General features: G+C 40.9%; 21 protein-coding genes. 10 read left to right on the top strand and 11 right to left on the bottom strand.

Annotation, left to right across the window (positions count from 1 at the left end; genetic code table 11):
• Positions 1–203: 203 nt before the first annotated feature.
• Positions 204–1,919 (top strand): sensor domain-containing diguanylate cyclase, encoded by a 1,716-nt coding sequence (locus tag L2737_RS04265; RefSeq protein WP_248954906.1) that lies wholly within the window; start codon positions 204–206, stop codon positions 1,917–1,919.
• A gap of 62 nt (positions 1,920–1,981) precedes the next feature.
• Here the strand turns inward: L2737_RS04265 and L2737_RS04260 are convergent, their stop codons facing one another.
• Positions 1,982–2,338 carry a winged helix-turn-helix domain-containing protein gene (locus L2737_RS04260; protein WP_248954905.1) on the bottom strand — a complete coding sequence of 119 codons (357 nt, stop codon included), beginning with the start codon at positions 2,336–2,338 and terminating at the stop codon, positions 1,982–1,984.
• 184 nt (positions 2,339–2,522) lie between these two features.
• Between L2737_RS04260 and L2737_RS04255 the strand changes: the two genes are divergently transcribed.
• Positions 2,523–3,356, top strand: a complete 834-nt coding sequence (locus L2737_RS04255; protein ID WP_248954904.1) for a PH domain-containing protein — start codon at positions 2,523–2,525, stop codon at positions 3,354–3,356.
• The gene (locus L2737_RS04250; RefSeq protein ID WP_248954902.1) at positions 3,349–4,992 is read left to right on the top strand and encodes a PH domain-containing protein; all 1,644 of its coding nucleotides are present in this window, start codon (positions 3,349–3,351) and stop codon (positions 4,990–4,992) included. The genes L2737_RS04255 and L2737_RS04250 overlap by 8 nt, the downstream gene beginning before the upstream one ends.
• A gap of 218 nt (positions 4,993–5,210) precedes the next feature.
• On the opposite strand, the gene L2737_RS04245 is transcribed toward L2737_RS04250, so the two are convergent.
• Positions 5,211–5,642, bottom strand: a complete 432-nt coding sequence (locus L2737_RS04245) for a universal stress protein (RefSeq protein WP_102526158.1) — start codon at positions 5,640–5,642, stop codon at positions 5,211–5,213.
• Positions 5,643–6,120: 478 nt separating this feature from the next.
• On the opposite strand from L2737_RS04245, the gene L2737_RS04240 reads away from it, so the two are divergent.
• The 4 genes from L2737_RS04240 to L2737_RS04225 all read left to right on the top strand — a co-directional run bounded on the left by L2737_RS04240 (position 6,121) and on the right by L2737_RS04225 (position 10,801).
• Entirely contained in the window at positions 6,121–7,545 is a 1,425-nt protein-coding gene (locus L2737_RS04240; protein ID WP_102526157.1) for a coniferyl aldehyde dehydrogenase, read from the top strand.
• Positions 7,546–7,686: 141 nt separating this feature from the next.
• Complete coding sequence (locus L2737_RS04235; protein WP_102526156.1) at positions 7,687–8,376, top strand: TetR/AcrR family transcriptional regulator; 690 nt, start codon at positions 7,687–7,689, stop codon at positions 8,374–8,376.
• Positions 8,377–8,505: 129 nt separating this feature from the next.
• Positions 8,506–9,600, top strand: coding sequence for an alkene reductase (locus L2737_RS04230; RefSeq protein WP_248954901.1), 1,095 nt, complete (start codon positions 8,506–8,508; stop codon positions 9,598–9,600).
• Between the two features lie 112 nt (positions 9,601–9,712).
• Complete coding sequence (locus L2737_RS04225; protein WP_248954900.1) at positions 9,713–10,801, top strand: alkene reductase; 1,089 nt, start codon at positions 9,713–9,715, stop codon at positions 10,799–10,801.
• A 185-nt stretch (positions 10,802–10,986) separates the two neighbouring features.
• Here L2737_RS04225 and L2737_RS04220 read toward each other — a convergent pair whose 3' ends face one another.
• Positions 10,987–11,370, bottom strand: coding sequence for an MAPEG family protein (locus tag L2737_RS04220; protein WP_102526153.1), 384 nt, complete (start codon positions 11,368–11,370; stop codon positions 10,987–10,989).
• A 497-nt stretch (positions 11,371–11,867) separates the two neighbouring features.
• On the opposite strand from L2737_RS04220, the gene bufA2 reads away from it, so the two are divergent.
• The 3 genes from bufA2 (at position 11,868) to L2737_RS04205 (ending at position 14,214) form a co-directional block, all read left to right on the top strand.
• Positions 11,868–12,326 (top strand): BufA2 family periplasmic bufferin-type metallophore, encoded by a 459-nt coding sequence (bufA2, locus tag L2737_RS04215; protein ID WP_102526152.1) that lies wholly within the window; start codon positions 11,868–11,870, stop codon positions 12,324–12,326.
• A gap of 140 nt (positions 12,327–12,466) precedes the next feature.
• Positions 12,467–13,420: an MNIO family bufferin maturase gene (gene bufB, locus L2737_RS04210; protein WP_248954899.1), complete on the top strand. Its 954-nt coding sequence runs from the start codon at positions 12,467–12,469 to the stop codon at positions 13,418–13,420.
• Entirely contained in the window at positions 13,417–14,214 is a 798-nt protein-coding gene (locus tag L2737_RS04205) for an HvfC/BufC N-terminal domain-containing protein (RefSeq protein ID WP_248954898.1), read from the top strand. Before bufB ends, L2737_RS04205 begins: the two co-directional genes overlap by 4 nt.
• Before the next feature lie 75 nt (positions 14,215–14,289).
• Here L2737_RS04205 and L2737_RS04200 read toward each other — a convergent pair whose 3' ends face one another.
• The 8 genes from L2737_RS04200 to L2737_RS04165 all read right to left on the bottom strand — a co-directional run bounded on the left by L2737_RS04200 (position 14,290) and on the right by L2737_RS04165 (position 22,637).
• The gene (locus tag L2737_RS04200; protein ID WP_248954897.1) at positions 14,290–14,736 is read right to left on the bottom strand and encodes a DUF3291 domain-containing protein; all 447 of its coding nucleotides are present in this window, start codon (positions 14,734–14,736) and stop codon (positions 14,290–14,292) included.
• Between the two features lie 29 nt (positions 14,737–14,765).
• Positions 14,766–16,106, bottom strand: coding sequence for an ATP-binding protein (locus L2737_RS04195; protein WP_248954896.1), 1,341 nt, complete (start codon positions 16,104–16,106; stop codon positions 14,766–14,768).
• Between the two features lie 47 nt (positions 16,107–16,153).
• Complete coding sequence (locus L2737_RS04190; protein WP_229368991.1) at positions 16,154–17,521, bottom strand: sigma-54-dependent transcriptional regulator; 1,368 nt, start codon at positions 17,519–17,521, stop codon at positions 16,154–16,156.
• 170 nt (positions 17,522–17,691) lie between these two features.
• Entirely contained in the window at positions 17,692–18,900 is a 1,209-nt protein-coding gene (locus tag L2737_RS04185) for an ABC transporter permease (protein WP_248954895.1), read from the bottom strand.
• A 22-nt stretch (positions 18,901–18,922) separates the two neighbouring features.
• On the bottom strand, positions 18,923–20,236 hold the full coding sequence (locus L2737_RS04180; RefSeq protein ID WP_102526145.1) for an ABC transporter permease: 1,314 nt from the start codon (positions 20,234–20,236) through the stop codon (positions 18,923–18,925).
• A gap of 20 nt (positions 20,237–20,256) precedes the next feature.
• Positions 20,257–21,006, bottom strand: a complete 750-nt coding sequence (locus L2737_RS04175) for an ABC transporter ATP-binding protein (RefSeq protein ID WP_248954894.1) — start codon at positions 21,004–21,006, stop codon at positions 20,257–20,259.
• Positions 21,007–21,097: 91 nt separating this feature from the next.
• Positions 21,098–21,331 (bottom strand): hypothetical protein, encoded by a 234-nt coding sequence (locus L2737_RS04170; protein WP_102526143.1) that lies wholly within the window; start codon positions 21,329–21,331, stop codon positions 21,098–21,100.
• Positions 21,332–21,377: 46 nt separating this feature from the next.
• A complete protein-coding gene (locus tag L2737_RS04165; RefSeq protein ID WP_102526142.1) occupies positions 21,378–22,637 on the bottom strand; it encodes an efflux RND transporter periplasmic adaptor subunit in 1,260 nt (419 codons plus the stop codon).
• Positions 22,638–22,900: the final 263 nt, after the last annotated feature.

The following is a 22,900-nucleotide window of genomic DNA, read 5'->3' as shown; positions in this document are numbered from 1 at the left end:
TGAGCTATTCTAGTTGTAAAATATACAGTTAAACGAAGCTTAGCCTTAACAGAGCGTTATGAACAAACAGCGCTTAATAAACAGCTCTTAATACACAGCTCTTAATAAACAGCTCTTAATACACAGAACTCTAGCTAAATCGCACTTTGCTAGAACATGGATTTCAGCGTTAACAAGATAAATAATGGTATTTTATCGCACTTATGAAATGGATATTTACGTTAGCTATTAGTTTAATTCTTGGGTTGAACGTCTGCATAGTTCAAGCTGACGCCCTTCATTTATCTGAAAACCATCCAGAACCCATCGGCTACTCTCTGTCCCAATATGTTGAAAAGGACAGGCTGAATGCTTCTCAGGCTTTTGAGCTTTTAAAAAAAGGAAAATTTAGTCCCGTTAATCAAAGTATCAGTAACTACGGTATTAATGCCAAACCGGTATGGCTGCATCTCACTATTAATAATGATGCCTCAGAGCCCTTGAACCGAGTTTTGCATATTGATAATTATTGGCTCGACGAAGTCAGCGCCTTTTGGTTTGATAACGATACAATAGTCCACTTTGAGCACCAAGGCGACTTGTCACTTTACTACCAACAATCGGCAATGCAACCGAGTTTTAACTTTAATTACAGCTACCCGATAGGCAAAACTGATGTGCTTATCAGAGTACAAACACCCGATCCGATGGCAATTCCCGTTTATTTGTTTAACCAAAAAGAAATGCTACAAAAAAGTGCTTTCAATAATTATAGTTACGGGTTTCTCTATGGCGCGATCACCGCTTTATTAATCTACAACTTCATTTTATTCATTGGCCTACGGCTCAAAAGCTATCTTTTTTATAGTTTGTATCTTGGTAACTTTTTAATGCTCCACTTTGCCTACAGTGGTCATGGTTCTTTATGGCTGTGGCCTAACTCTCCCTTATGGCAACAATGGTCAATTCCCCTGCTGATGGTGACCTTTTGTACTAGCGGGATTTTATTCGCTTGCCACTTTCTACGATTAAAATTTCAATTGCCTACACTTAATCGAATTTTAAAAAGTTTATGCATCATTTTCCCAGTATTAATGCTGATGGCAGTAATGCTACAAGATAGAGTATTAGGGCTCATATTTGCCTTTGATCTTATGCTGTTATTTAGTGGCCTAATGATTGTATTAGGTGTTTTGTCACTTAACTTTGGCAATATCTCTGCACGATTCTTCTTAATAGCCTCCATTTCTTCAATGTTGGGCATCGCTGTGACTTGTTTAGCGGTTTGGAATTATATCCCCTTTAATCATTTCACTTATCGCGCTGCTGAAGTCGGTTTTTTTATCGACGTATTATTGTTGGCCCTTGCCTTAACCGAACGATTTAGGCGAGTAGAAAATGAAAAAACCATCGCTGAAAAAATGGCCAATATGGACCCGCTCACCCGACTTAATAATCGTCGTGCATTCTACCAACTAGTCGAGCCGATGTTTGCCGAAGAAAAAATTCAAAAATCCGCTTCTATTTTAATGATAGATATTGACCTATTTAAAGGGATTAATGATACCTATGGCCATAACTTTGGCGATGCCGTTTTGGTTAAAGTCGCTACTTTAATCAGAGATACATTGCGAAAAGATGATGTACTAGCACGCTGGGGCGGTGAAGAATTCATCATCTTTTTACCCCACACACAAGAACAAGAAGCCAATACGCTTGCTGCAAGATTGTGTGAGAATATCGCTAAGCTGCCATTCACCCAATCACAACGTAAAATCAATGTCACTGCCAGTATTGGTATTGTTACAAGCTGCAGTGCGATCAATCAGTTGCCCATGTTAATTGAAGTTGCCGATAAACATTTATATCAAGCTAAACGCTCAGGGCGAAATCAAATCTGTGGCGGACTTTCACCAGATGTAAATCGTGCCGTGAGTTAATGTCTAAGGTTATGGTTATGGTTATGGTTATGGGTTATGGGTTATGGGTTATGGCTTATGGGTCATGGAATGTCGATATCAAGTTGCTGACAAATATCTGCGATATTAGCTTCAACCCATTGATAGTTGATCGGGCCCCAATCTTTTAATTGATAATACCCTGCATTATGTCGTTCACCATCCTGGATAAATGTAATCTTTACGCCAATATCTAACATGGCAGCTAAGGTATCTTGAATGGTTCTACGGGGCATTTTTGATATCTGATGTAACGACAACAAGTTTTGCTGTTGCTGAGAAATTAAATAGCACAGATACAGTTTACGTAAAAAAGCTTTATGCGCCTTTGAAATGAGTTTAGGTTCTGCAGTGTCGTTAACGATTGAATTACTAGAAGATGCCATAAATACTTTTTCCATGTTTAGGTATAAATTTCCATACGTAGATATCAATAAGCTATAAGATTGCGTATTGATTAGAAAGCATTTTATAGATTTAATTCTATATCAATAAGCGATTATTCATGCTTGATTAACAAACATATAATGCTAAGTTTCACTGATTAAAAGTCGCAATCGCCTATTGGCACAATAAGGACAATTAATGACTTCAACGTCTGATTTATCAAGTAATGCATCAACTGCGGCAGCAACTTCTCAGCAGCTAATTGAACAAGGTTCTGAGCACGCAGAAACGCCGACAGATAAAACATTGCTGACCCAGTCACAGTGGCAACCCTATAGCGATTTATCCTTATCTGCTGTTGATAAAAATTATCCAAAACAAATCGCAATACAAACATCAGGGCTTGTTGTGGTTATCATTGCAATCATTATGTTCATCATGAATATCGACAACCAAGCAGGAATATCTCATTCACTAACCGTTTTCACCGTATTAAGCTTATTAGGCGCAGGCTTGGTAAGCCTGAAACATAAAGCCGCTAAAAATCTTGGCTATGGCGTGCTAGAACATGAACTTGTTGTTCGAAAAGGACTCTGGTGGATATCGACAACGACCCTGCCTTTCACTCGTCTACAACATGTCAGTTTGTCACAAAACCCACTGCAAAGAAGGTTTTCTCTGGCAACGCTAAAATGCTTTAGTGCCGGCAGTGGCGCCGCCGAAATCTATTTACCTGGATTATTATTTGATACCGCTGAACACCTAAGGCAGCATTTATTGCATCAAGCCACGGCGTACCAATCAAAACAAAGCTCAGACACATCGCTACAAACAGAGCAAACAAACCAGCATTTAACACCAAATGACAATGTCATAGAAAGTGAACATGACATTATGAATCAAGATCTAGATAAGGGTGTGGATGTGGATGTGGATGTGGATGTGGATGTGGATGTGGATGTGGATGTGGATGTGGATTTAGCCTCTGAGACTCGCTCAAAAAAAGCACAAGGCGATAAGCAAGATGACTGAGTCTAAAGATGCGACTTCAGTCAATAAACCACAAAAAAGTCACGGTGATTTTAGCCAATGGCAATCCCTTTCGCCTTGGTCAATGCTCAGCTTTAGCTTTGGCACCGCCAAAGCTATTTTATCCAACGGTTATGCCATTATCCCTATTGTTTTTGCCGGCTGGAAAAATGGGTTTGATTTACAATTAGGGCTACTAGCTGCCATCGTTTTGATGATTTTGTTGTCTGTATTTGCCGTTATTCAATGGCGTAAATACCGCTTTAAACTCAATGGTCAACAACTCAACATTAAACGAGGGTTATTGTTTACCCGCAAAGACGAAATCCCATTCAATAAAATCCAAAATATTCGATATGAACAGCCCTTTTACTTTAAGCCATTAAAGTTAGGCACCTTAGTCATCGAAACTGCTGGTTCAAAAGAAGATGAAGCTCATTTAGCAGCACTGAATGCTAGTGATGCAAACTTAATAAAACAGCAATTATTACAACTCCAATCAAGCTCAAACGAGCACCTTGGAGCAGACCAACTCGAAACTGGTCTATTCGAAACTGGTCAACTCAATAGCACCACTGCCAATGAAAATAGAATTGAAGACAATCCGCTAGAAGCTCACCGCCTTGATAGCGCACAAGTATCACAGTCTACAAGGCTTATTATCAAACGAGATTTAAAGCAGCTAATCCAGTTTGGTTTTTATCAAAATAATTTAATTTGGCTCGCGGTTATTGCCGGGCCCATCTTGGGGCAAATCAAATGGGAAGACATTGTTGAAATTCCGCTGGTGCAATATCTCTGGACAAACATAGTTAGTTTTAGTGGCGAAAATCTCACCCTTCAAGTTATCTCAGCAGTCATCATTTTCGCTTTAATCTATAGCTTGTTTTCTCTTATCTCTATTATTGCAGCTGTGCTGAAATACTACCCCTATCGCCTGGAAAAAAGACTGAAAACTCTGCAGCGCAGTGGTGGCGTGATATCGCATCAGCAAGATGCTTTAGCGATTAAACGCGTGCAGTTATTACATTTCAGCCAACCGGTTCTTGCTAGGTTTTTTGGCGTATGGACGGTTTACCTAAAACAAGTAAAAGGCCAAGAGGTCGAGCAAAAAGCGGCGCAACATATGTTGATCCCCACTGTAAAAACCGCTGAAATAAGCACGATATTACAGCATATCCCTGAGCTTTCAGGAGGATGTAATAGCATCCCCAAAACCTACCAAAGCATTGCGTTTGCCTGGTTCACTAGACGTGGGTTTATTGCGTTTATCCCAGCGGCGCTGTTAACCGCAATTGAAGGGCTCGATATCTTCACAGGGATACTTTGGTTGGTAGCTTTCCTAGTGATGGGGTTAATCTATTTAAGATATAAACAATGGGGTTATGTCATCGAAGATAATGTCGTATGGCAACATAGTGGGCTTTTCAGTCGTAACTGGAAAAGAATCCCTTTCGAGAAAGTCCAACATGTATCCATAATTCAAACGAAGGCGCAAAAGAAAAAAGGTTATGCCTATCTCAAACTCGGATTAGCCAGTGGTAGCTTAACCTTGCCTTATATAAAGCAACTTGATGCAAACTTTATTGCTGAAAAGGCAATGGCACGTACTAAGTATGACTCGAGTAACTGGATTTAGGCTAGGGCGTATTGATCTTTTTGGTTGAGTTTTGTGCGCCAAAAATTCGCTGTAAAAATAACCTTGAAAGATCAACACGCGCTAGTCATCAAATGAGTTGTCAGTGATATCCTGACAGCTCATTCCACTAACTAAACCTTGAAAATAGCCTTTAATCAAAGGCACGATTATCAGTGTATGATCTAAGTGTTCCGCACCACTAATAACTGCTCAGTTAACTATTTGACCACTAATACTGGGCAATCAGCTTGATTAGCCACTTCTTCAGCAACGTTGTCATGTAAAAAATGAGCTAAACCTGTTCTTCCGTGGCTGGCAATCACCACCATACCAATATCACCACTATTGGCTTCTGACACAATTTCTTCAATTGCGTCACCGCGCCTGATCACAGTTTCAACAGGCAGATCAGTTTTAAGCTCAGCTAGTAAACTGCGCATTTTATCTGCGGCTGCTTGCTCCATGCTTTTAGCCAGTTCTTCGGGGGTAATCGCAAGGATCATGTAATTTTCATCACCTAAAGGCTGGTCAACCACATGTAGAATACGGATCCCTACTTGGTATAAATTCGCCATTTCAATGGCATAACGTAAAGCATGGGATGCTGTTTCAGAAAAGTCTGTTGGCCATAAAATATTACGTGTACGCATAATGATTTCCTCCTGCAGATTGAAAACAAATAAATAACTCATCTATATTGTTCAGATAACTCATGGTTACCGATACTGCTTAAACCTTTATCAGGTCGACGATACTCTCATTGAATATACCAAGTTTTTTTTAATTTATACTTAATATTTTTGCACTGACCACATGGGTAATGATTAAAGGATGAGCAACTTATCGCACTATTGCCCAGGCTTAGTTTGACCTTAGGAACATAGTTAAACACGTACTTGAGCACTTATTTGAACACTTATTTGAACACTTATTTGAACACTTAACTTCAATCCAATTTTACCCACTAATAAAAGTGTAGAGTAAATCCATAATCACCTCCTTGATACAGCTCAAATTTCAAACTACTTGCTATTTATTCAATACTAGCCCATAGTAAACCGACTAATCAGTCGGTTTTATTTTATACATAACAGCAATCATGAAACATGGTTGATGCTAGGAGAATTTATGAATATGGCAGTCAGTGACAATCAGCAAACATCATTGCAGCTTTTACTGGAGCAGCAACGCAATGCATACCTTTCTATGCCAGCACCTAGCTATCAGTCACGTATAGAAAAGCTTAACAAGCTGAAAGCGGCATTACTTGAGCACAGTGAACAGTTCGTTAGTGCATTAGCCACTGATTATGGTCATCGTTCAGGCAATGACACCATGATTTCTGACATTATGCCGTGTATTAATAATATTAATTACTCGATTAAACACCTTAAGTCTTGGATGAAACCAGATAGACGTCATGCTGGTTTATTACTTGCTCCGTCTTCTGTCACCGTTCATTACCAGCCATTGGGTGTTGTAGGCATTATCGTGCCTTGGAATTTCCCTGTGATGTTAGCGGTAGGGCCTTTAATTACCGCTATTGCAGCAGGTAATCGTGCGATGCTTAAAATGTCAGAATTTACCCCTGCCACCAATCAGGTTTTAATTGCTCTATTGAGCGATATATTTTCCCAAGATGAAGTTGCTGTTGTAGAAGGTGAAGCAGATATCGCTGCTCAGTTCTCATCATTGCCATTCGATCATTTATTATTTACTGGCTCAACCACAGTGGGACGTCACGTTATGCGTTCGGCTGCTGATAACTTAACGCCTGTGACATTAGAGCTCGGTGGTAAATCGCCTGTTATCGTCGCGCCTGATATTGACATTCCAACAGCTGTTGAGCGATTAATCTATGGTAAGTGTTTAAACGCAGGTCAAATCTGTGTCGCGCCAGATTACATATTATGCCCTGAAGATAAAGTCGATGCGTTCATCAGCGAGTATCAAAAACGTTTCAATAAGATGTATCCAGATTTTGCCAATAACCCAGATTACGGCAATGTTATCAATGAACGTCAGTATTCGCGTTTACTCGCTGTATTAGAAGACGCCAAACAAAAAGGCGCAACAATTCACCCCGCTGCAGAATATGCCATTGATGCCAATGTGCGTAAGTTACCGACGCAGCTGATCACATCTACAACTGATGACATGACTGTCATGCAAGAAGAAATTTTCGGGCCATTATTGCCGATCATTAGTTATCAAAATATTGATAAAGCCATTGGCTACATCAATAAAAATGAGCGCCCTTTAGCGCTTTATGTCATGAGTTTTGATAACGCGACCCAGCAACACATCATTCAGAACACTCATTCTGGCGGAGTGTGTATTAATGATACCGTTTTTCATGTGGCAGCAGATGATGCACCATTTGGTGGTATTGGACCTTCAGGTATGGGGCACTATCACGGTAAAGAAGGCTTCTTAACCTTTAGTCACGCTAAAACAGTGTTAAAAAGCGGTAAATTCAACTCGGGGATATTTGTCCACCCACCTTACGGCACAAAAATCCAAGCATTATTGATGAAAATGTTTTTACGCTAAGTTATCTTACGATATAACAACTAGTTAGTGTTTTACGTAAAAATACAACGTAAGTAATGTTTAAAATAGAAACTGGAGATTGCTAGATCGTTTCAGCATCTCCATTGACTATATCGTTAATGAAATAAGTAAAGGTCACCAATGGAAAGTAAAGCGAAGTCGAGTAAGACGGATAAAAAACAAGCGATTTTAGACGCCGCACTTATTCTGTTTGTTGAACAAGGTTTTCATGGCACCTCTACAGCCTCTATCGCCAAAAAGTCAGGTGTCGCCACTGGCACCTTATTTCATCATTTTCCTTCTAAAGAAGCCCTGTTAAACCATCTATTTGTATCTGTTAAACAAGAGTTTGCGGACTCAATCACAGCATCGATGGCCAAACTTGCAGCCGACGAAGTGAGCATAAAACTGAACGATAATACGATCACGGGCTCAGCTGAGTTAAACGTGACTCATTCTATTTCTGCCGACGTTAATAACGCTGCGACCCTCAAACATAGTGCCAACAGCTTATGGCAACACGCTATCGACTGGGCATTACTTTACCCGATAAAACAGCGCTTTTTCTTGCAGTTCTCACTATCTTCAGAAATCGATGCCACCATCAGAGCGCAAGCAATGAATAGCATTTTGCATTTTATTATTGAGCTTATCGCCAAAGGCCAACAACTTAATATCATAGCTAATTTTCCGTTAGCATTGATGCTTGAAAATTGTCACGGCCAATACCTCGCCGCGATTCGATACTTCACCGACAACCCTCAATGGGGTCACGATATAACTCACCGCGAAGCCAGCTTTGAGATGTTTTGGCGTTCCATGAAAGCGTAATCTTGTCGCAAGAAAATTCAAATCTACACTTTTGCAATTTTAACAAAAGTAATTTGTAATAATTGCTATTTTTGTAACGTAACCGATTAGCTAACATAGCCTCAATTCGCAAATCATTGAGGACTTATCATGACCACTGCACTTTTTAATCCCATTAAACTCGGCAAACTCACGCTAGCTAACCGAATTGTCATGCCACCAATGACGCGCTCTCGTGCCAATAACACAGATGACAGCGCCACTGACATCATGGCAACCTATTATGCTCAACGTAGCAGTGCTGGGCTGATTATCGGTGAAGGCAGCCAAATTTCTGCTATGGCTAAAGGCTATGCTTGGACTCCCGGAATTTATTCAGATAAACAACTATCCGGCTGGAAAAAAGTCACTGATGCAGTTCATGCTAAGCATGGCATTATGTTTGCTCAACTCTGGCATGTTGGCAGGGTCACTCACCCTGAAAACATTGGTAATCAGCAGCCAATATCGTCATCAGCAATCAAAGCTGAAAACGTCAAAGTATTCATCGATGATGGTAAAAATGGTCCAGGTTTTGTTGACGTCGTTGAACCAAGAGAAATGACACATGCGGACATTCAACAAGTGGTTGAACAATTTAAACAAGCCGCACTCAATGCCGTTAAAGCGGGCTTTGATGGTATTGAGTTGCATGCTGCTAATGGTTATTTAATTAACCAATTTATTGATTCTGAATCAAACCTACGTACTGATGAGTATGGTGACTCACTAAGCAACCGTTTACGCTTTTTAGATGAAGTGATCACAGCAATGGCAAGCGCTATTGGCGCTGATAAAATTGGGGTCCGCTTAGCGCCTTTGACCACACTTAACGGTACAGTCGATGCTTCACCTGAACTCACCTATACCGCTGCAGCTAAGTTACTCAATCAACATGATGTTGCGTATATCCATATCGCAGAAGCTGACTGGGATGATGCCCCAGTAATGAGTATTGAGTTTAAACAAGCGCTCAGAGCGGCTTTTAAAGGCGTGTTAATTTATGCAGGAAAATACACAAGTCAAAGAGCTACTACAGCTATTGAATCAGGTCTTGCTGACATGATTGCGTTCGGTCGACCTTTTGTAGCGAACCCTGATTTACCAGCAAGAATAAAACATGGCCATGCTTGGGCAAGTCATAATCCAGAGACATTATTTGGTGGTGATGAAAAAGGCTTAACTGACTATCCAAGTTATACATAGCTCCGTTTTCACAATGCCGTCAGACAGTTAGTTTGCTTTGCAAGCAAACTATTAACACAGGTGGAGATGTGCTTATTAACAGCACATCTGCTCAGAAGAATTAGGAATTGTTATGTTATTTTCAGAATTTCCAATGGCGAGCGGCACACTTGCCAATCGTATCGTCATGGCGCCAATGACACGTTCACGTACCACTCAACCAGGTGATGTACCTAATGATTTAATGGCTAACTACTATCAGCAGCGCGCTTCGGCAGGACTTATTATTGCTGAAGGTACGCCAATTTCAGCTGTGGCACGTGGCTACTCGTTAACACCGGGAATTTATAGCCAACAGCATATCGAAGGTTGGAAAAAGACGACGACAGCAGTGCATAAACAAGGCGGCAAGATTTTCTTGCAACTATGGCATGTCGGCCGACGTTCGCACACTGATATTGCTGGCCAGCAGCCAGTAGCACCATCAGCAATTAAACAACCGGATCAGGTTTACGGTCCTTTGGCTGATGGAAGTTTCGGCATGGTTGAAACGTCAATTCCAAGAGCCATGACCAATGAGGATATTGAGCAAACCACCGCTGATTTTGTTCAAGCGGCACGTAATGCAATTGAAGCAGGATTTGATGGTGTAGAACTTCACGGTGCTCACGGCTATTTACTGGATCAATTCATGCGTTTTGTAAGCAACCAACGCCAAGATGAATATGGCGGCAGCCAGCAAAATAGACTACGTTTTCCACTTGAGGTGATCAATGCTGTTAATGATGCCATTGGCGCTGACAAAGTGGCTATCCGTTTATCACCATTAGTGGGTGAAGGATTTAAAGAGGTTGATAGCGATATTATTGAAGTCACGGAGCTGCTACTGAAGCAACTTGCTCCTATGAAGCTTGCCTATGTGCATTTTTCCGAAAACATCGGCGATTACACCGAAGCAACTGATAGCTTTAGACAGAAAATTCGTGATATTTATCCAAACCCGATAATGGTTGCAGGTAAACTCACTCAACAAAGTGCACAGGCTTTGCTTGAAAAAGGTTATGTAGACTTAGTCGCCTTTGGTACGCCTTACGTGACTAATCCCGATTTAGTCCAGCGATTTAAGCAAAATATGGCACTTACAGAGTTTGATGCAGATGCCAGATTAACCCTCTATGGCGGAGACGCTGAAGGTTATACAGACTATGCAGCTCATACTTAAATAAGACTGGTTTATAACATACTAATTTATAACAGACTGATTTATAACAGACTGATTGATAAAACTAAGTCATATAATCTAATTATTAAAAGTAGAGTGATATGAATTAGCCTAGAGTAATCACTACAAAAAAAGCGCTTATCGTTTATATAAACGGTAAGCGCTTTTTATTCATTCAAGCATATTTAAAAAGCTTGAAAGAAAATCCCAAAGGCACTAAATATTCCGACAAACCAAGCCAGTGAACGCATAGTGGCAATGCCTTTTAAATAAAGTAAGTGATAACTAACCCTTGCGATGACATGTACGATAGCCAAGGTCGACACTAGTGGGGTGACATTATCGGTAGCAAGCACTACAAGACAACTTATGCCAAAAACAATCAATGACTCAAACGCATTCTGATGCCCAGCTAATGCTCTAGCACCAACCCCAGTTAACTGTGCTTGTTGCGAACGTGGGTGAGCATTGTCATAACCGCCCAGTTTTGCCATAGCAACTGCCACAGGGCCTTTAGCCAAATAAGGTAATAACATAGCGATAAATAAACAGATAAGTAGAGTTTGCATTAATGCTTCCAAGCTTGCAGAGGACAATTAGCCGACAGTAAATCACTTTTTAGTGGCTTTAAAAAGGACTTTTCTACTCTCTAGATTTAAATTGTCAATTGCCTAGATTTAATTTTTCAATTGTCTAGACTTAAAAATAACCGCTTATGAAGTGATAAATAGGCTCAGTTAGCTGAAATCAGAAATTTATTTCATTAACATAAAACTGAATTTAAATTGTTTTAAATCAACTGTAAAACGCTATTCTCGTCACGCTTAGTTATAACATTTTGTTTACCTCACACAACTAATTTGAAATATCCCTGCCACCCTCACGGTCAATATAGTTACCTGCTATTAAGACAGATAACCGCGGACAGTATCTTTTAAGAGCAGCATCTTTTAATTAGTAGGAGCACATGTAAGTGTCTACTTACTCACTAATTAAGCTTACAACTCAATTGAACACTCAATAATATTGATTCATTTGAACGTTCAAATTTAAGCAAGGAACTATCATGAATACGAAAGCACAAACAGCACTTTCAGGTGCAGCACTTGCAATGGCAATGGCTGGGTTATCAGGTCAAGCAGTGGCAGGTGAATCTAATACTGCACCTTTAGCTGCGGGTGAAACCGATTTAGTCCACTGTTATGACGTCAATGTCTGTAAAGGACACAACGATTGCGGTACAGCTGATAATGCCTGTAAAGGCCAAGCAAGTTGTGAAGGAACTGGGTTTGTTGCTATGCCATCAAAGGCCTGTGGTGATGTTGGCGGTAAAGTCAAAGATGACTGGGTTGGTAAAATAACGAAGGCAGATTTGGTCCATTGTTACGGCGTCAACGTATGTAAAGGCCATAATGATTGTAAAGGCGCTGATCATGCGTGTGGTGGCAAAGCGAGCTGTAAAGGTTCAGGTTTTGTCAATACAACGGCTAAATCATGTGCTGACATCGGCGGTAAAACGGGTTAGCGATCATTTGAGCGAACATTCCAATAAGTGTTCGCTACTGTGAAAAAAGTAAAAAGTGATAGCTTGGTAAGATTCATCCCCCTAATTGCCAAGCTATTAACGTCCCGCATAATGCGATGCGTTCAATAAGAGGTAAGCCAATGTCAGAACAGAAAATCACACAAGACTTTATTGGTTTTGGCTTAGGGTTACGCACGGATCATTTCGAGTATATTTTGCAACACCAACCTGCTATTGATTGGTTTGAAGTCTTATCTGAAAACTACTTAGTTGCTGGGGGTAAACCTCGATACTATTTAGAGGCAATCGCAGAGCAATATCCGGTAGTCATGCACGGCGTATCAATGTCAATTGGCAGTACTGACCCATTGGATATGGACTACCTTAAATCTCTTAAAAAACTCAGTAATGACATTAATCCTAAATGGATCTCCGATCATATTTGCTGGACGTCAATTCATGGCGTTAACAGTCATGATTTATTACCTTTGCCCTACACAGAAGAAACTGTTAAACATGTGGCTGAGCGAGTGAAAATAGCCCAAGACGTTTTGGGCAGAAGGCTGCTACTTGAAAACGTATCCAGTTACCTATCATATAAAGACTCAACCATGGATGAATGGGACTTTTTATCACAAGTTGCAGAAGAAGCTGATTGCCTTATTTTGCTGGATATCAACAATATTTACGTCAGTGCTCGAAACCATTTTTTTAACCCACTAGATTACTTAAACAAAATTGATCCTCGTCGTGTACAACAATTTCATTTAGCAGGCCACTCAGACTACGGCGAATATGTGATTGATACTCACGACCACGATGTGCCGCCCAGTGTGTGGACATTATATCAAGCAGCGCTTGAGCGCTTTGGCCCCATCAGCACCATGATTGAACGAGATGCCAATATTCCAGATTTTCCAGTGCTATACCAAGAGCTGCTAGAGGCGCAGAAAATCGCTGAACTCACCTTGCCTGGACATCCTGCATTAAGCCAATCATCACTCGCCCCAATGGGAGCGATATCGCCAATGAGTACTAATGAAGATCTTATTCAGGATCCTTATCAGTTACCCAGTAAAAAGGTGGCTGTATGAGTCAACTAAGACAAACCCAACAAGCGTTTATGCAATATTTATTATCAGCCAAAAGCGATAATAACCTTGTTGATATCAGGGAGCGGGTTTCGGATCAAAAAGGGATTTCTGCAGACCATCGACTACAAATCTATGCCAATGCATATCGAATTCGTCTGAAAGAAACCATGGAAACGGATCATCAGATTTTAGGCCAATATTTAGGTGATGAACTATTTGATAAGCTAGCCATAGAATATCTCGACGCTCACCCCTCTTCAGCAACATCTCTGCGACAGTTTTGCGATAATTTACCAGCGTTTTTGCGCACAGATGACTTCTTTTGCCAATATCCTATTTTAGCTGATATTGCCCAATTTGAGCGTTTGTTACTCGCTGCTTTTGATGGCGCTGAGTCTACTCGAGCTGACTTCACAGATTTGCAGACTTTAGCACCTGAGTTATGGCCTGATTGCAGTTTACGCTTTCACCCAAGCTTACAAATGTTTAGCTGCAAAAGTAACGCTGTAGAAAGCTGGCAAGCACTTAAAGCTGAAACGGCTCCTGACGCCCCATATTATCAACAACAAAGGTATTGGGCTTTATGGCGTAACAGTGAAAGGTTGACTCAATTTGAATCATTAAATCAAAGCCAATACGTGCTATTAACAGGTTTTATTGAAGGAAATGATTTTGCCCATCAATGTGAGGCAATGCTGAATTGGTACGATGAACAGGCCGCACCTATGATGGTGCTGCAGACATTACAATCTTGGTTCAGTAAAGGCATTATCCGCGAGTTAGTCATTACTTAGAAACGAGTGCTTAGAAACGAGTACTTAGAAACGAGTGCTTAGTGCAAAAATTGGCTTTTAGTTTTAGTCCTAAAATCAGGCTATATCGCTTTCGGTAAAGTTACTTTTAAACGTAAAAGCGTATGCCGAGTCACCATTTTCTCTTAAGTGCATTAACCTTTCTTTTGCTTCGTGAACATCAGGAGTATGCCCTTCAGCGACCCACCACAAAACATAACTGTCTTCAGATAAGCGTTCAAACCACTCGCCTTTTCGGCGCATAAAATCGCGATGATGGGTGCGAAACATAAAGTTTTTTAGCGATTCAACATCTTCCCAAACGGACATATTGACAATCAAGCTCGGATCATCGAATACTTGAATTTGGGTGGCATCTCCAGACTCATCTTGCAGTCGCCATACAAAACCTAAACTCGCCTCCGCAATGCCATTGACCTCATCAAGATTATCAACAAAGTCTTTCATCTCTGGAGCTTCTAGTGGGTATTTACATTTTGCGATATTTAACTGTGCCAGTTTCATTTGCAATCTATTCCTTTAGTCTTCTATTTTTAAATAACCGATTCTTTTGGCAGCCACAACTTAACGCTAAGTCCACCTTGTGCACGATTTTGCATGGTAATATGACCGCCGTGAGCTTCTACTATTTCACGACATAAAGGCAGGCCAATTCCGGTACCTGACTGTTTAGTTGAATAAAACGGTAATAACGCTTGAGACAGCACTTCACTCGACATACCGCTACCATTATCTTCGATAGTGATAATAATGCCTGCTAGAGGATGATTTACCTGTTGAAAGCTTAAGCTGACTTTATCTTTATCTGCTCCCGATTCATGGGCATTTTTAAGTAAGTTAATCAGTACTTGTTCAAGCTGAACGCAATCTAATTCAATTGCCATTGTTGGTAAATCTGAATTCAATTTAAAAGCGTATTGCTCAGCTAATTGCTCAATTAAGTTATCCCAATTGACAACGGTTTTTCGAGGTAAGGGTAATTTGGCAAACTCTGCATAATGAGAGATAAATTGGCTTAAATGTGCCGTACGGTTTTCGATGGTGTCGAATATCAACTCAAGCTTGTCGTTATTAACGTCCTTGGTTAACACTCTTCCTGAATTCACCATAGACGCTATAGGTGCTACTGAGTTGTTCAATTCATGGCTGATAATGCGGATAACCTTCTTCCACACCGCCACTTCTTGGCGATTAAGTTCTTTGGTCAGCTGCTTGAGTAATATTAAATGGTGTTGTTGATTGTTTTGGCTAAACTTGCCCCGTGAGATATGCCAGGTCTCAACGTCATCATCACTACTATTTGGGTTGTCACCATCAATTGAAAATAGCCCTTCATGCTCGCTATCGAGTGCTTGCTTAAGCGCATGAGGTAGCTCTGCAATCAAATCAGATAACAACATACCTTCAATGCGTACACCTTGGTTAAATAAGTGTCTTGCAGCGTCATTGGCATAGATAATTCGTTGATTGTCATCCACCAGCAACATAATGTTGGGTGAGTTTTGAATAACTTTATCGAGCATCAATTCACGTTGATAGATGAACTGCCTTTCATTACGCAGCTTTTGCGATGCTTGGTTATACAGCTCTGCAATGGCGTCTAATTGTGGTTCGCCATAGCCATGTAACGATACGCTAAATTCATTATCTTTAAAGTTGAGTAAACCCACTTCTAATGCACTTAAACTATCGCTCAACGTTTGAGTAAGCCACATACTGATTAAGAAACAAATTCCCGCACTAATGACAATCGCCAGCCATAATTGTTCAGGGCCAAATGAAAACCAAATACTCCAACCACATAGTCCGCTGACGGCCAGGCTTAAAAGATTACCAAGCACTAACTTACTTCGAAGTTGCAGCGTATTTTTCATTATCTATGTTCACTTTTATTCGCATTTAATAAAGTTATCGCCATGGGCTACTTAGCAGAAAGGCCGTATTTATCCATACGGCGATAAAGTGCTTGGCGGCTTAAACCTAAAGACTTAGCCACCCTCGCAATCACACCATTATGAGCGATAAGCGCTTGTTCAATTTGCAACTTATCGGGTTCAGATACTGGCATATTCTTAGTTGATACAGGCGTAATCTCTTGAACTGTAGTATTGACGATTACAGATGTCAGCCCTAAATCAGCGCTGGTTAATACGGCATTTTGTGTCAGTAAAACCGCCCTTTTGCAGACGTTTTCAAGTTCTCTGACATTGCCAGACCACGGGTGTGATAATAATGCTTGCTGAGCAGGTTTATCAAAGCTAAACCCTTCACCAACAAAATGCAGTGCTAACGGTAAAATATCATCCACGCGCTGATTAAGTGGTGCTAATGGCAGCTCAATCACGTTTAAGCGGTAGAATAAATCTTCTCTAAACAAGCCATTGGCAATATCATCTGCTAAGTCTGCATTGGTTGCGCTGATCACGCGGACATTCACTCTTCGAGTTTGATGACTTCCAAGACGTTCAAATTCACCAGTTTGCAGCACGCGTAATAGTTTCACCTGCCCAGATAACGGCAAGTTACCAATCTCATCTAAAAATAGTGTGCCGCCGTCAGCGGCTTCAAAACGGCCTATGCGAACTTTGTTTGCACCAGTGAACGCGCCAGCTTCAGCGCCAAACAATTCTGCCTCTAATAAGTCCATTGGCAATGCGCCAATGTTCACTTTAATAAATGGCTTATGACTTAATAATGAGTTGGCTTGTAATATATCAGCAATTTTATCTTTACCTGCACCATTAGGGCCTGTAATCATCACGGACACATCAGACTTGGCCACTTGTAATGCTAAATCAATACAGCGCTGCATTACACCGCTGCCAAATACCATACCGCACAAGTCAGCATTGTTGATGGCACTCATGCGATCAGAGTCCACGCGGGTCAGTTGATTATTTTGCTTAGAAAGGTGATAAATCGACAACAGATTATTGATGCTGGTGAGCAGCTTGGCGTCATCCCAGGGCTTGCCCATGTAATCGGCAGCGCCTGCTTTAACCAATTCAACGGCGGTTTCTAATTGTGTCCACGCCGTCATTAAAATAATCGGTAAATTGGGCTGCTGCTGGCGTAAGGTATAAAACAGCTGCTTACCTTCTTCGCCAGAAGTCGTATCTTGAGTAAAGTTCATGTCTTGAATAACAAGACTAATATCTTGTTTAGATACAATATCTAAGGCTTGCTCTGGCGTTTCACAGCTCAATGCTCGATAGCCATGGATGTCTAACATCAACGTCAGTGCGCTGCATATAGCATGGTTGTCATCAACCACTAAAATACTATCCATGTGTATTATGTGTTCTCTTTGTATGTTCTGGCGTTATGTAATCCAGATAACGTTACTGTAAAAAGGTCTCTTTTGCGAGAAGCTTAAGCATGTATCAACCTAAGTTAGCATAGGCCATAGGATTATTTTGAGGTTAATGGCGACGACTCACCATTAACCTCTGATGTTAGTTAAACGCTGCGAGTTGCCATTGCAGGTGATATTTTTGCCGCCTTCAGCGCGGGGAAAATCACTGCCAATGTCGTCACGATTAACAAGCCAGCAATAGCGGCAATAGGATAAGTCATGGGTAACATGGGTAAACTATATAAACTCATTAATTGTTGACCTAATTGCAATGACAATAAGCCACCAATCACTCCACCAGCAAGACAAATCATGTAGTTTTCAACCATAAAGAAGTTAACAATATCGCGTTTTTTCGCCCCTAAAGCACGGCGAGTACCAATCTGCTTAGTACGACGCTGAATATTGAACATCACCATCCCTGTTAACCCTAAAGCAGTAATCAACAGCAATAAAATCACCATCATGCTGAGTAAGGTTGCCATTAATCTGTGGTTGCTATAAGACTCTTTCTTCATATCGAGTAGTGATGAAAAACCATCAATAACGCGATTAGGGTTTTCAGCATGAAACGCTTTGACAATGGCTTCTTCTAGAGCGGGAATATGTTCAGGTAAAGCACGTACCATATAGGTTTTATTCTTCAACCCACCGCCAAAATCAATATTTTGAATCACGCTATATTCAAAATTCTCATGATTAACCCAAGCCCCTTGTAGCTTTTCAATCACGCCAATGATTTCGATGGTTTGTGCACCTTGATACATGATTTTGCCAACGGGAGATTCATCTCCCCAGAACTCTTCAGCTAGAGGTTTCGATACCATCGCTACCATACCGCTTTGATCAAGTTGAGTATTGATTTCTTCAGGACGAAAATTACGCCCTTCGATAAGCTTAGCGCCCATCACATTGAGTAAATGTTCATTACCTAAATACAAAGCAAAGCCAGGCATACTTTTGGCGGTGTCTTCATCGGCACTATCAACATAGCGATCCATCCAGCCGCTACCACTGAGTGGCATCATGTTGGTTGAACTGGCATCAATGACATTGGGTAGGCCACGTAATATTTGTTGGTCGATAACATTTTGCTGAATGTTATCGATAGCAGGGTCAAAATTATAAACGTTAAAGCTTAAAACTTGCTCTTCCATTAAGCCCGAATCACGCTGCATCATGGTTAAACGTTCATGAATAATAAAGCTGGCATTAGCCACTATCGCAACTGACAAAATAATCTGTAACAGCAACAACACAGGACCACTTTTGCTGCGCATTAAACTCGATAAAATAGGTTTGATATGTAACATGTTGAATTCCTTTCTTTGCTCACTACTGCGCTTTTAAATACACGCTAGGCTTAGTGCGGCACACTACCCAAGCAGGATACACACCTGCCAGTACTGCCGTTGATATGGCAATTAGTGGTGTGATAATCCACATGCTGGTATCTAACCCTGTAACACTCGGGTCGACATTAAACTCGGCATGTAGCACAGTTAATGCCCCCCAAGCCCACAACAACCCTACAATGCCGCCAATAAAACCGATTAAGCCCACTTCCACCATATACTGGGAAAATATCTGCCCACGGCTGGCACCAATGGCGCGGCGAACACCCACTTCTGGCGCGCGTTTTAAAAACTTAGTTAGCAATAAACCTAAAATATTGACCAAACACACACTCAAAAACAGTACGCTGAGGCCGACTAAAATTTTGTTATCTCTTGGCACTACATCATTATTCTCAAGCCATAGCGCCACATCACTAATTTGAAAAGACTCTTGTGGAGTTTTAGCAGTATCAGTGAAACGACCAAAGCTGCGTTGTTGTTCAACATACTGAGCAAGCCAAGTTTGCAACTGTTGCTTGTCGGCAGCCGTTGGTAATAACGCCCAAAACTGAATCCAGGTTTTTTCAGAATTTAAGCGGTCTTGATAGGTCAACATTGGCTCAAATTTCCAGCCACTGGTATTACCCCAAACATCAAACTCTTCTTGCTCAGTCAGTGAGAATGGAATGAACACCTCTTCAGCATCATTGAATGCACCGTTCAGAGGATCATAGTATTTAGGTTGTGGATTCCATTCTTTAATCACTCCCACTACTTGGTAAGGCTTACGATTAAGGTAGATGGTTTTACCGACACTGTTTTGTCCATCAAAAAACGTTTGATTGAGTTTCTCACCGATCACCACTTGATAAGCAGGCTGACTATCGACCGTTTTACTCCAACGTTCACCATATAAAAATGGCACCTCGAAAATGCTAAAAAAGTCTCTGTCTGTGATTCGAATACTTTTTAACACAGGCTCAATATCTTGATTATCAGATTGCATCGCCAGCCCTGTGCGAAATGATGCAGCCTTAAGCGCTAGCTCGTTATTATTACGTAGATTAATGGTATCTGTGTAAGTAATATTCGACTGAAAATCATCCCAGGTATCTAAGCCTTGGCTCCAAAGCTGAATGGAGTTGATGCTATCACTTCTGTCTCCGGCAGGATTATATGACATGGTTTTGTAAACATTGAGCGTAGTAATCGTAATCCCAATACCAATTGAAATCGCTAAAACCATTAGCATGGATAGCATTGGGGTTTTCTTGATGCTGCGCCAAGCAAGATCGCAATAATATAAAAACATAAGCTTATCTCCTACTCAGATTATCCATTGCTACTTGCAGCTTGTTGTATGCCAGCAGCTTGCTGTAAATCGGTTACAACAGATTGTTCGGCTTTTTGATACATAGAAAAGTCACACACTTGGCCATCAACGATTTGAATATTGCGCTGGGCACGTCGAGCCAATTCTGCATCATGGGTCACCATAATAATTGTGGTTCCCGTTTGATTAATGTTTTCTAGTAGCTCCATCACTTGGCGCGCCATTAAGCTGTCTAAATTACCCGTTGGCTCATCGGCTAATAGAAACCTTGGCTCGCCAGCTAAGGCTCTAGCAATCGCAACACGTTGCTGCTGCCCACCTGACAATTGTGACGGTAAATGCTTCATACGCGCTGCTAATCCTACTTGCTCTAACGCTGATTCCACCCGGCGATTACGCTCAGCGCGATTAAAACCACGATAACGTAAAGGCACTTCAACATTTTCAGCTAAATTAAGATCAGGGATAAGGTTAAAACCTTGGAAAATAAAACCAATTTTCTCATTTCTGACTTTAGCGCTGTGGTTATCGCTTAAGTTAGATACATTGACACCATCAAGACAGAATTCGCCAGAGGTAAACCCTTCAAGTAAACCTGCAATATTCAAAAAGGTGGTTTTTCCTGAGCCTGATGGCCCTGTAACCGCGACAAACTCCCCTTCTTCAACTTCAAGATTAAAGTCACGTAAAGCATGAGTTTCTACTAAGTCCGTTTTAAATACTTTGCTAATATTTTTCATTGATAACATGTGTTCTTTCCTTGTTTAACTAGCTAATGCTTTAGCGCTAGTTATCATTATTTATTCTATAAGTTGGTTAATAAAATGGTTCTTTACAGTGCTAAAACTGCACAATAATCTGTATGGCAGTGGCAAAATCTAATTCAAATAGCACCTGCACTATGTCGCTGCTTAATCCATAACTAACCTGATCTGCGAGTTGATCTGTTAGGTCAATAATTTGAAAACTAAATGACAACCAGTTAAAGCTTTCATCTATGCGATAACTCACCGCTAAACTCAAAAACATCAACGCGATAAAGCCAGTGATTGGTTTTGTTTGAGATAATTTCATTGTGGCGTCCTTACTTAATGCTGTTGTAATCCAATAGGGTTAACATTTATCTAATTTGAATCTGTTCATCGTTTCTAAATGCTTCGGTGCCAGACACCACCCATACATCACCTTCTTTACCACCGTCGACGATTTCAACTTGGCTCATGCTTCTAGCGCCTAGTATCACTGGCGTTTTAACTGCCATATCTTGATTCATCACAAATGCAGTTGAACCACCACGATTTAAAAAGTCACCACGTTTTACCATTAATACATTCGGGCGATTCTCTAATAACACCCTTGCTGATAAACGTTGGTTTTGACGTAGTGATAAGCTCGGTTCAGGATTAAACCTAACTCGCGCGGTTACCTCACGATTTCTTACTTCAGGTGAAATAGAAGACAAGTGACCCATAACATTGACGCTGCCAAAACTCAGTTCCACTTCCATGCCAATACCTAAATCGTCTGCGTAAGACTCAGGTACAGCAAGCTCTGCTTCAAAGGCGCTTAAATCCACAACCGTTAAAATAGGCTGACTGGCACCAATTCGTGCTTTTTGTTCAACCAACCAGTTACCAATAATGCCTTTAACCGGTGCCTTAACTTCTAATGCTGAGATCTGACGAGCAAGCTCGGTAACAACCAAGGCTTGTCTATCGACTTCCAAAGCGCGATTTTTCAGTTCGAACGTTAAGGTATCGCGCATCAAATCGACTTCTTGAATCGCATGCTGATGCATTAAATTAGCTTTGCGTAACTCATCTTTACCTTTCTCAAAATCAATTCGGCTAATCAAGCTGTTTTGAATCAATTGATCGCCTCGGCGGCTTTCTCTGTCTGCGGCTTCCAAATCAACTTTCGCCATATCCAGTATTTGGGTGACTCGTAATTGCTCACGGCGTGCATCTAACTTGGCGCGCTCTAAATCACTTTCCATTGCGGCATATACCGATTGCTCTTGTTGAAAACGACTGCGTAATTTAGGGCTATCGATTTGAGCAACAACTTGGTTGGGTTCAACTTGATCACCAGGCTGACTCAATAGCGTCACGACACCTTGTTCAGTGCTATACAAAATAGGCGCATTGGCCGCAACGATTTTACCTGTGGTAGCGATATCACGAACCAAAGTGCCACGAGTTACCGTGGCTAAACGTAAGTCTTTGCTTTCAATTGAACGAATCGATGAATCATGTCCAATGCTTGCCCACACTAAGGCGCTCATTAACACACCTACTGTGCCAATAATGACTGGCATACGGAGTTTTTTAGAAGCACTTGGCTTAACGACAGTATCTTGTCCGCTGGTATCTTTAATCATCTCAGTTCCTTGAAACTCGCTAGATAATGTCCGTTATATGGTTATCTAGTCCGCTAATTCGATATTGATACCTAACAGATAGCACAGGGCGTGCCAGAAAATTAAAAACAATTAAAATCATGAACTTAACTAAATCGTAGTTCTTTTAACGCAATAGAATGTGTCCGCGGACACACTGAAAAAGTGTCCGCATAAAAGGAAAGTGTCCGAGCGGACACTTTATTAGCAATAGGTGAATCACAACAGGAAAGGTTATGCCTTAT

It is taken from the genome of Shewanella electrodiphila (assembly GCF_023283985.1).
In the GTDB taxonomy this organism is placed as follows: Bacteria; Pseudomonadota; Gammaproteobacteria; order Enterobacterales; family Shewanellaceae; genus Shewanella; species Shewanella electrodiphila.
The sequence above is the reverse complement of the archived record's forward strand: the minus strand, read 5'-3'. Positions and strand labels throughout refer to the sequence as shown.

Excerpts from the sequence above, each read along its gene's own strand:
- L2737_RS04250 (WP_248954902.1), top strand. The coding sequence starts at position 3,349 with ATGACTGAGTCTAAAGATGCGACTTCAGTCAATAAACCACAAAAAAGT.
- bufB (WP_248954899.1), top strand. The coding sequence starts at position 12,467 with ATGTCAGAACAGAAAATCACACAAGACTTTATTGGTTTTGGCTTAGGG.
- L2737_RS04200 (WP_248954897.1), bottom strand. The coding sequence starts at position 14,736 with ATGAAACTGGCACAGTTAAATATCGCAAAATGTAAATACCCACTAGAA.
- L2737_RS04175 (WP_248954894.1), bottom strand. The coding sequence starts at position 21,006 with ATGTTATCAATGAAAAATATTAGCAAAGTATTTAAAACGGACTTAGTA.
- L2737_RS04165 (WP_102526142.1), bottom strand. The coding sequence starts at position 22,637 with ATGATTAAAGATACCAGCGGACAAGATACTGTCGTTAAGCCAAGTGCT.
- L2737_RS04240 (WP_102526157.1), top strand. The coding sequence starts at position 6,121 with ATGAATATGGCAGTCAGTGACAATCAGCAAACATCATTGCAGCTTTTA.
- L2737_RS04260 (WP_248954905.1), bottom strand. The coding sequence starts at position 2,338 with ATGGAAAAAGTATTTATGGCATCTTCTAGTAATTCAATCGTTAACGAC.
- L2737_RS04170 (WP_102526143.1), bottom strand. The coding sequence starts at position 21,331 with ATGAAATTATCTCAAACAAAACCAATCACTGGCTTTATCGCGTTGATG.
- bufA2 (WP_102526152.1), top strand. The coding sequence starts at position 11,868 with ATGAATACGAAAGCACAAACAGCACTTTCAGGTGCAGCACTTGCAATG.
- L2737_RS04180 (WP_102526145.1), bottom strand. The coding sequence starts at position 20,236 with ATGTTTTTATATTATTGCGATCTTGCTTGGCGCAGCATCAAGAAAACC.
- L2737_RS04185 (WP_248954895.1), bottom strand. The coding sequence starts at position 18,900 with ATGTTACATATCAAACCTATTTTATCGAGTTTAATGCGCAGCAAAAGT.
- L2737_RS04220 (WP_102526153.1), bottom strand. The coding sequence starts at position 11,370 with ATGCAAACTCTACTTATCTGTTTATTTATCGCTATGTTATTACCTTAT.
- L2737_RS04205 (WP_248954898.1), top strand. The coding sequence starts at position 13,417 with ATGAGTCAACTAAGACAAACCCAACAAGCGTTTATGCAATATTTATTA.
- L2737_RS04265 (WP_248954906.1), top strand. The coding sequence starts at position 204 with ATGAAATGGATATTTACGTTAGCTATTAGTTTAATTCTTGGGTTGAAC.
- L2737_RS04235 (WP_102526156.1), top strand. The coding sequence starts at position 7,687 with ATGGAAAGTAAAGCGAAGTCGAGTAAGACGGATAAAAAACAAGCGATT.
- L2737_RS04195 (WP_248954896.1), bottom strand. The coding sequence starts at position 16,106 with ATGAAAAATACGCTGCAACTTCGAAGTAAGTTAGTGCTTGGTAATCTT.
- L2737_RS04245 (WP_102526158.1), bottom strand. The coding sequence starts at position 5,642 with ATGCGTACACGTAATATTTTATGGCCAACAGACTTTTCTGAAACAGCA.
- L2737_RS04230 (WP_248954901.1), top strand. The coding sequence starts at position 8,506 with ATGACCACTGCACTTTTTAATCCCATTAAACTCGGCAAACTCACGCTA.
- L2737_RS04255 (WP_248954904.1), top strand. The coding sequence starts at position 2,523 with ATGACTTCAACGTCTGATTTATCAAGTAATGCATCAACTGCGGCAGCA.
- L2737_RS04190 (WP_229368991.1), bottom strand. The coding sequence starts at position 17,521 with ATGGATAGTATTTTAGTGGTTGATGACAACCATGCTATATGCAGCGCA.
- L2737_RS04225 (WP_248954900.1), top strand. The coding sequence starts at position 9,713 with ATGTTATTTTCAGAATTTCCAATGGCGAGCGGCACACTTGCCAATCGT.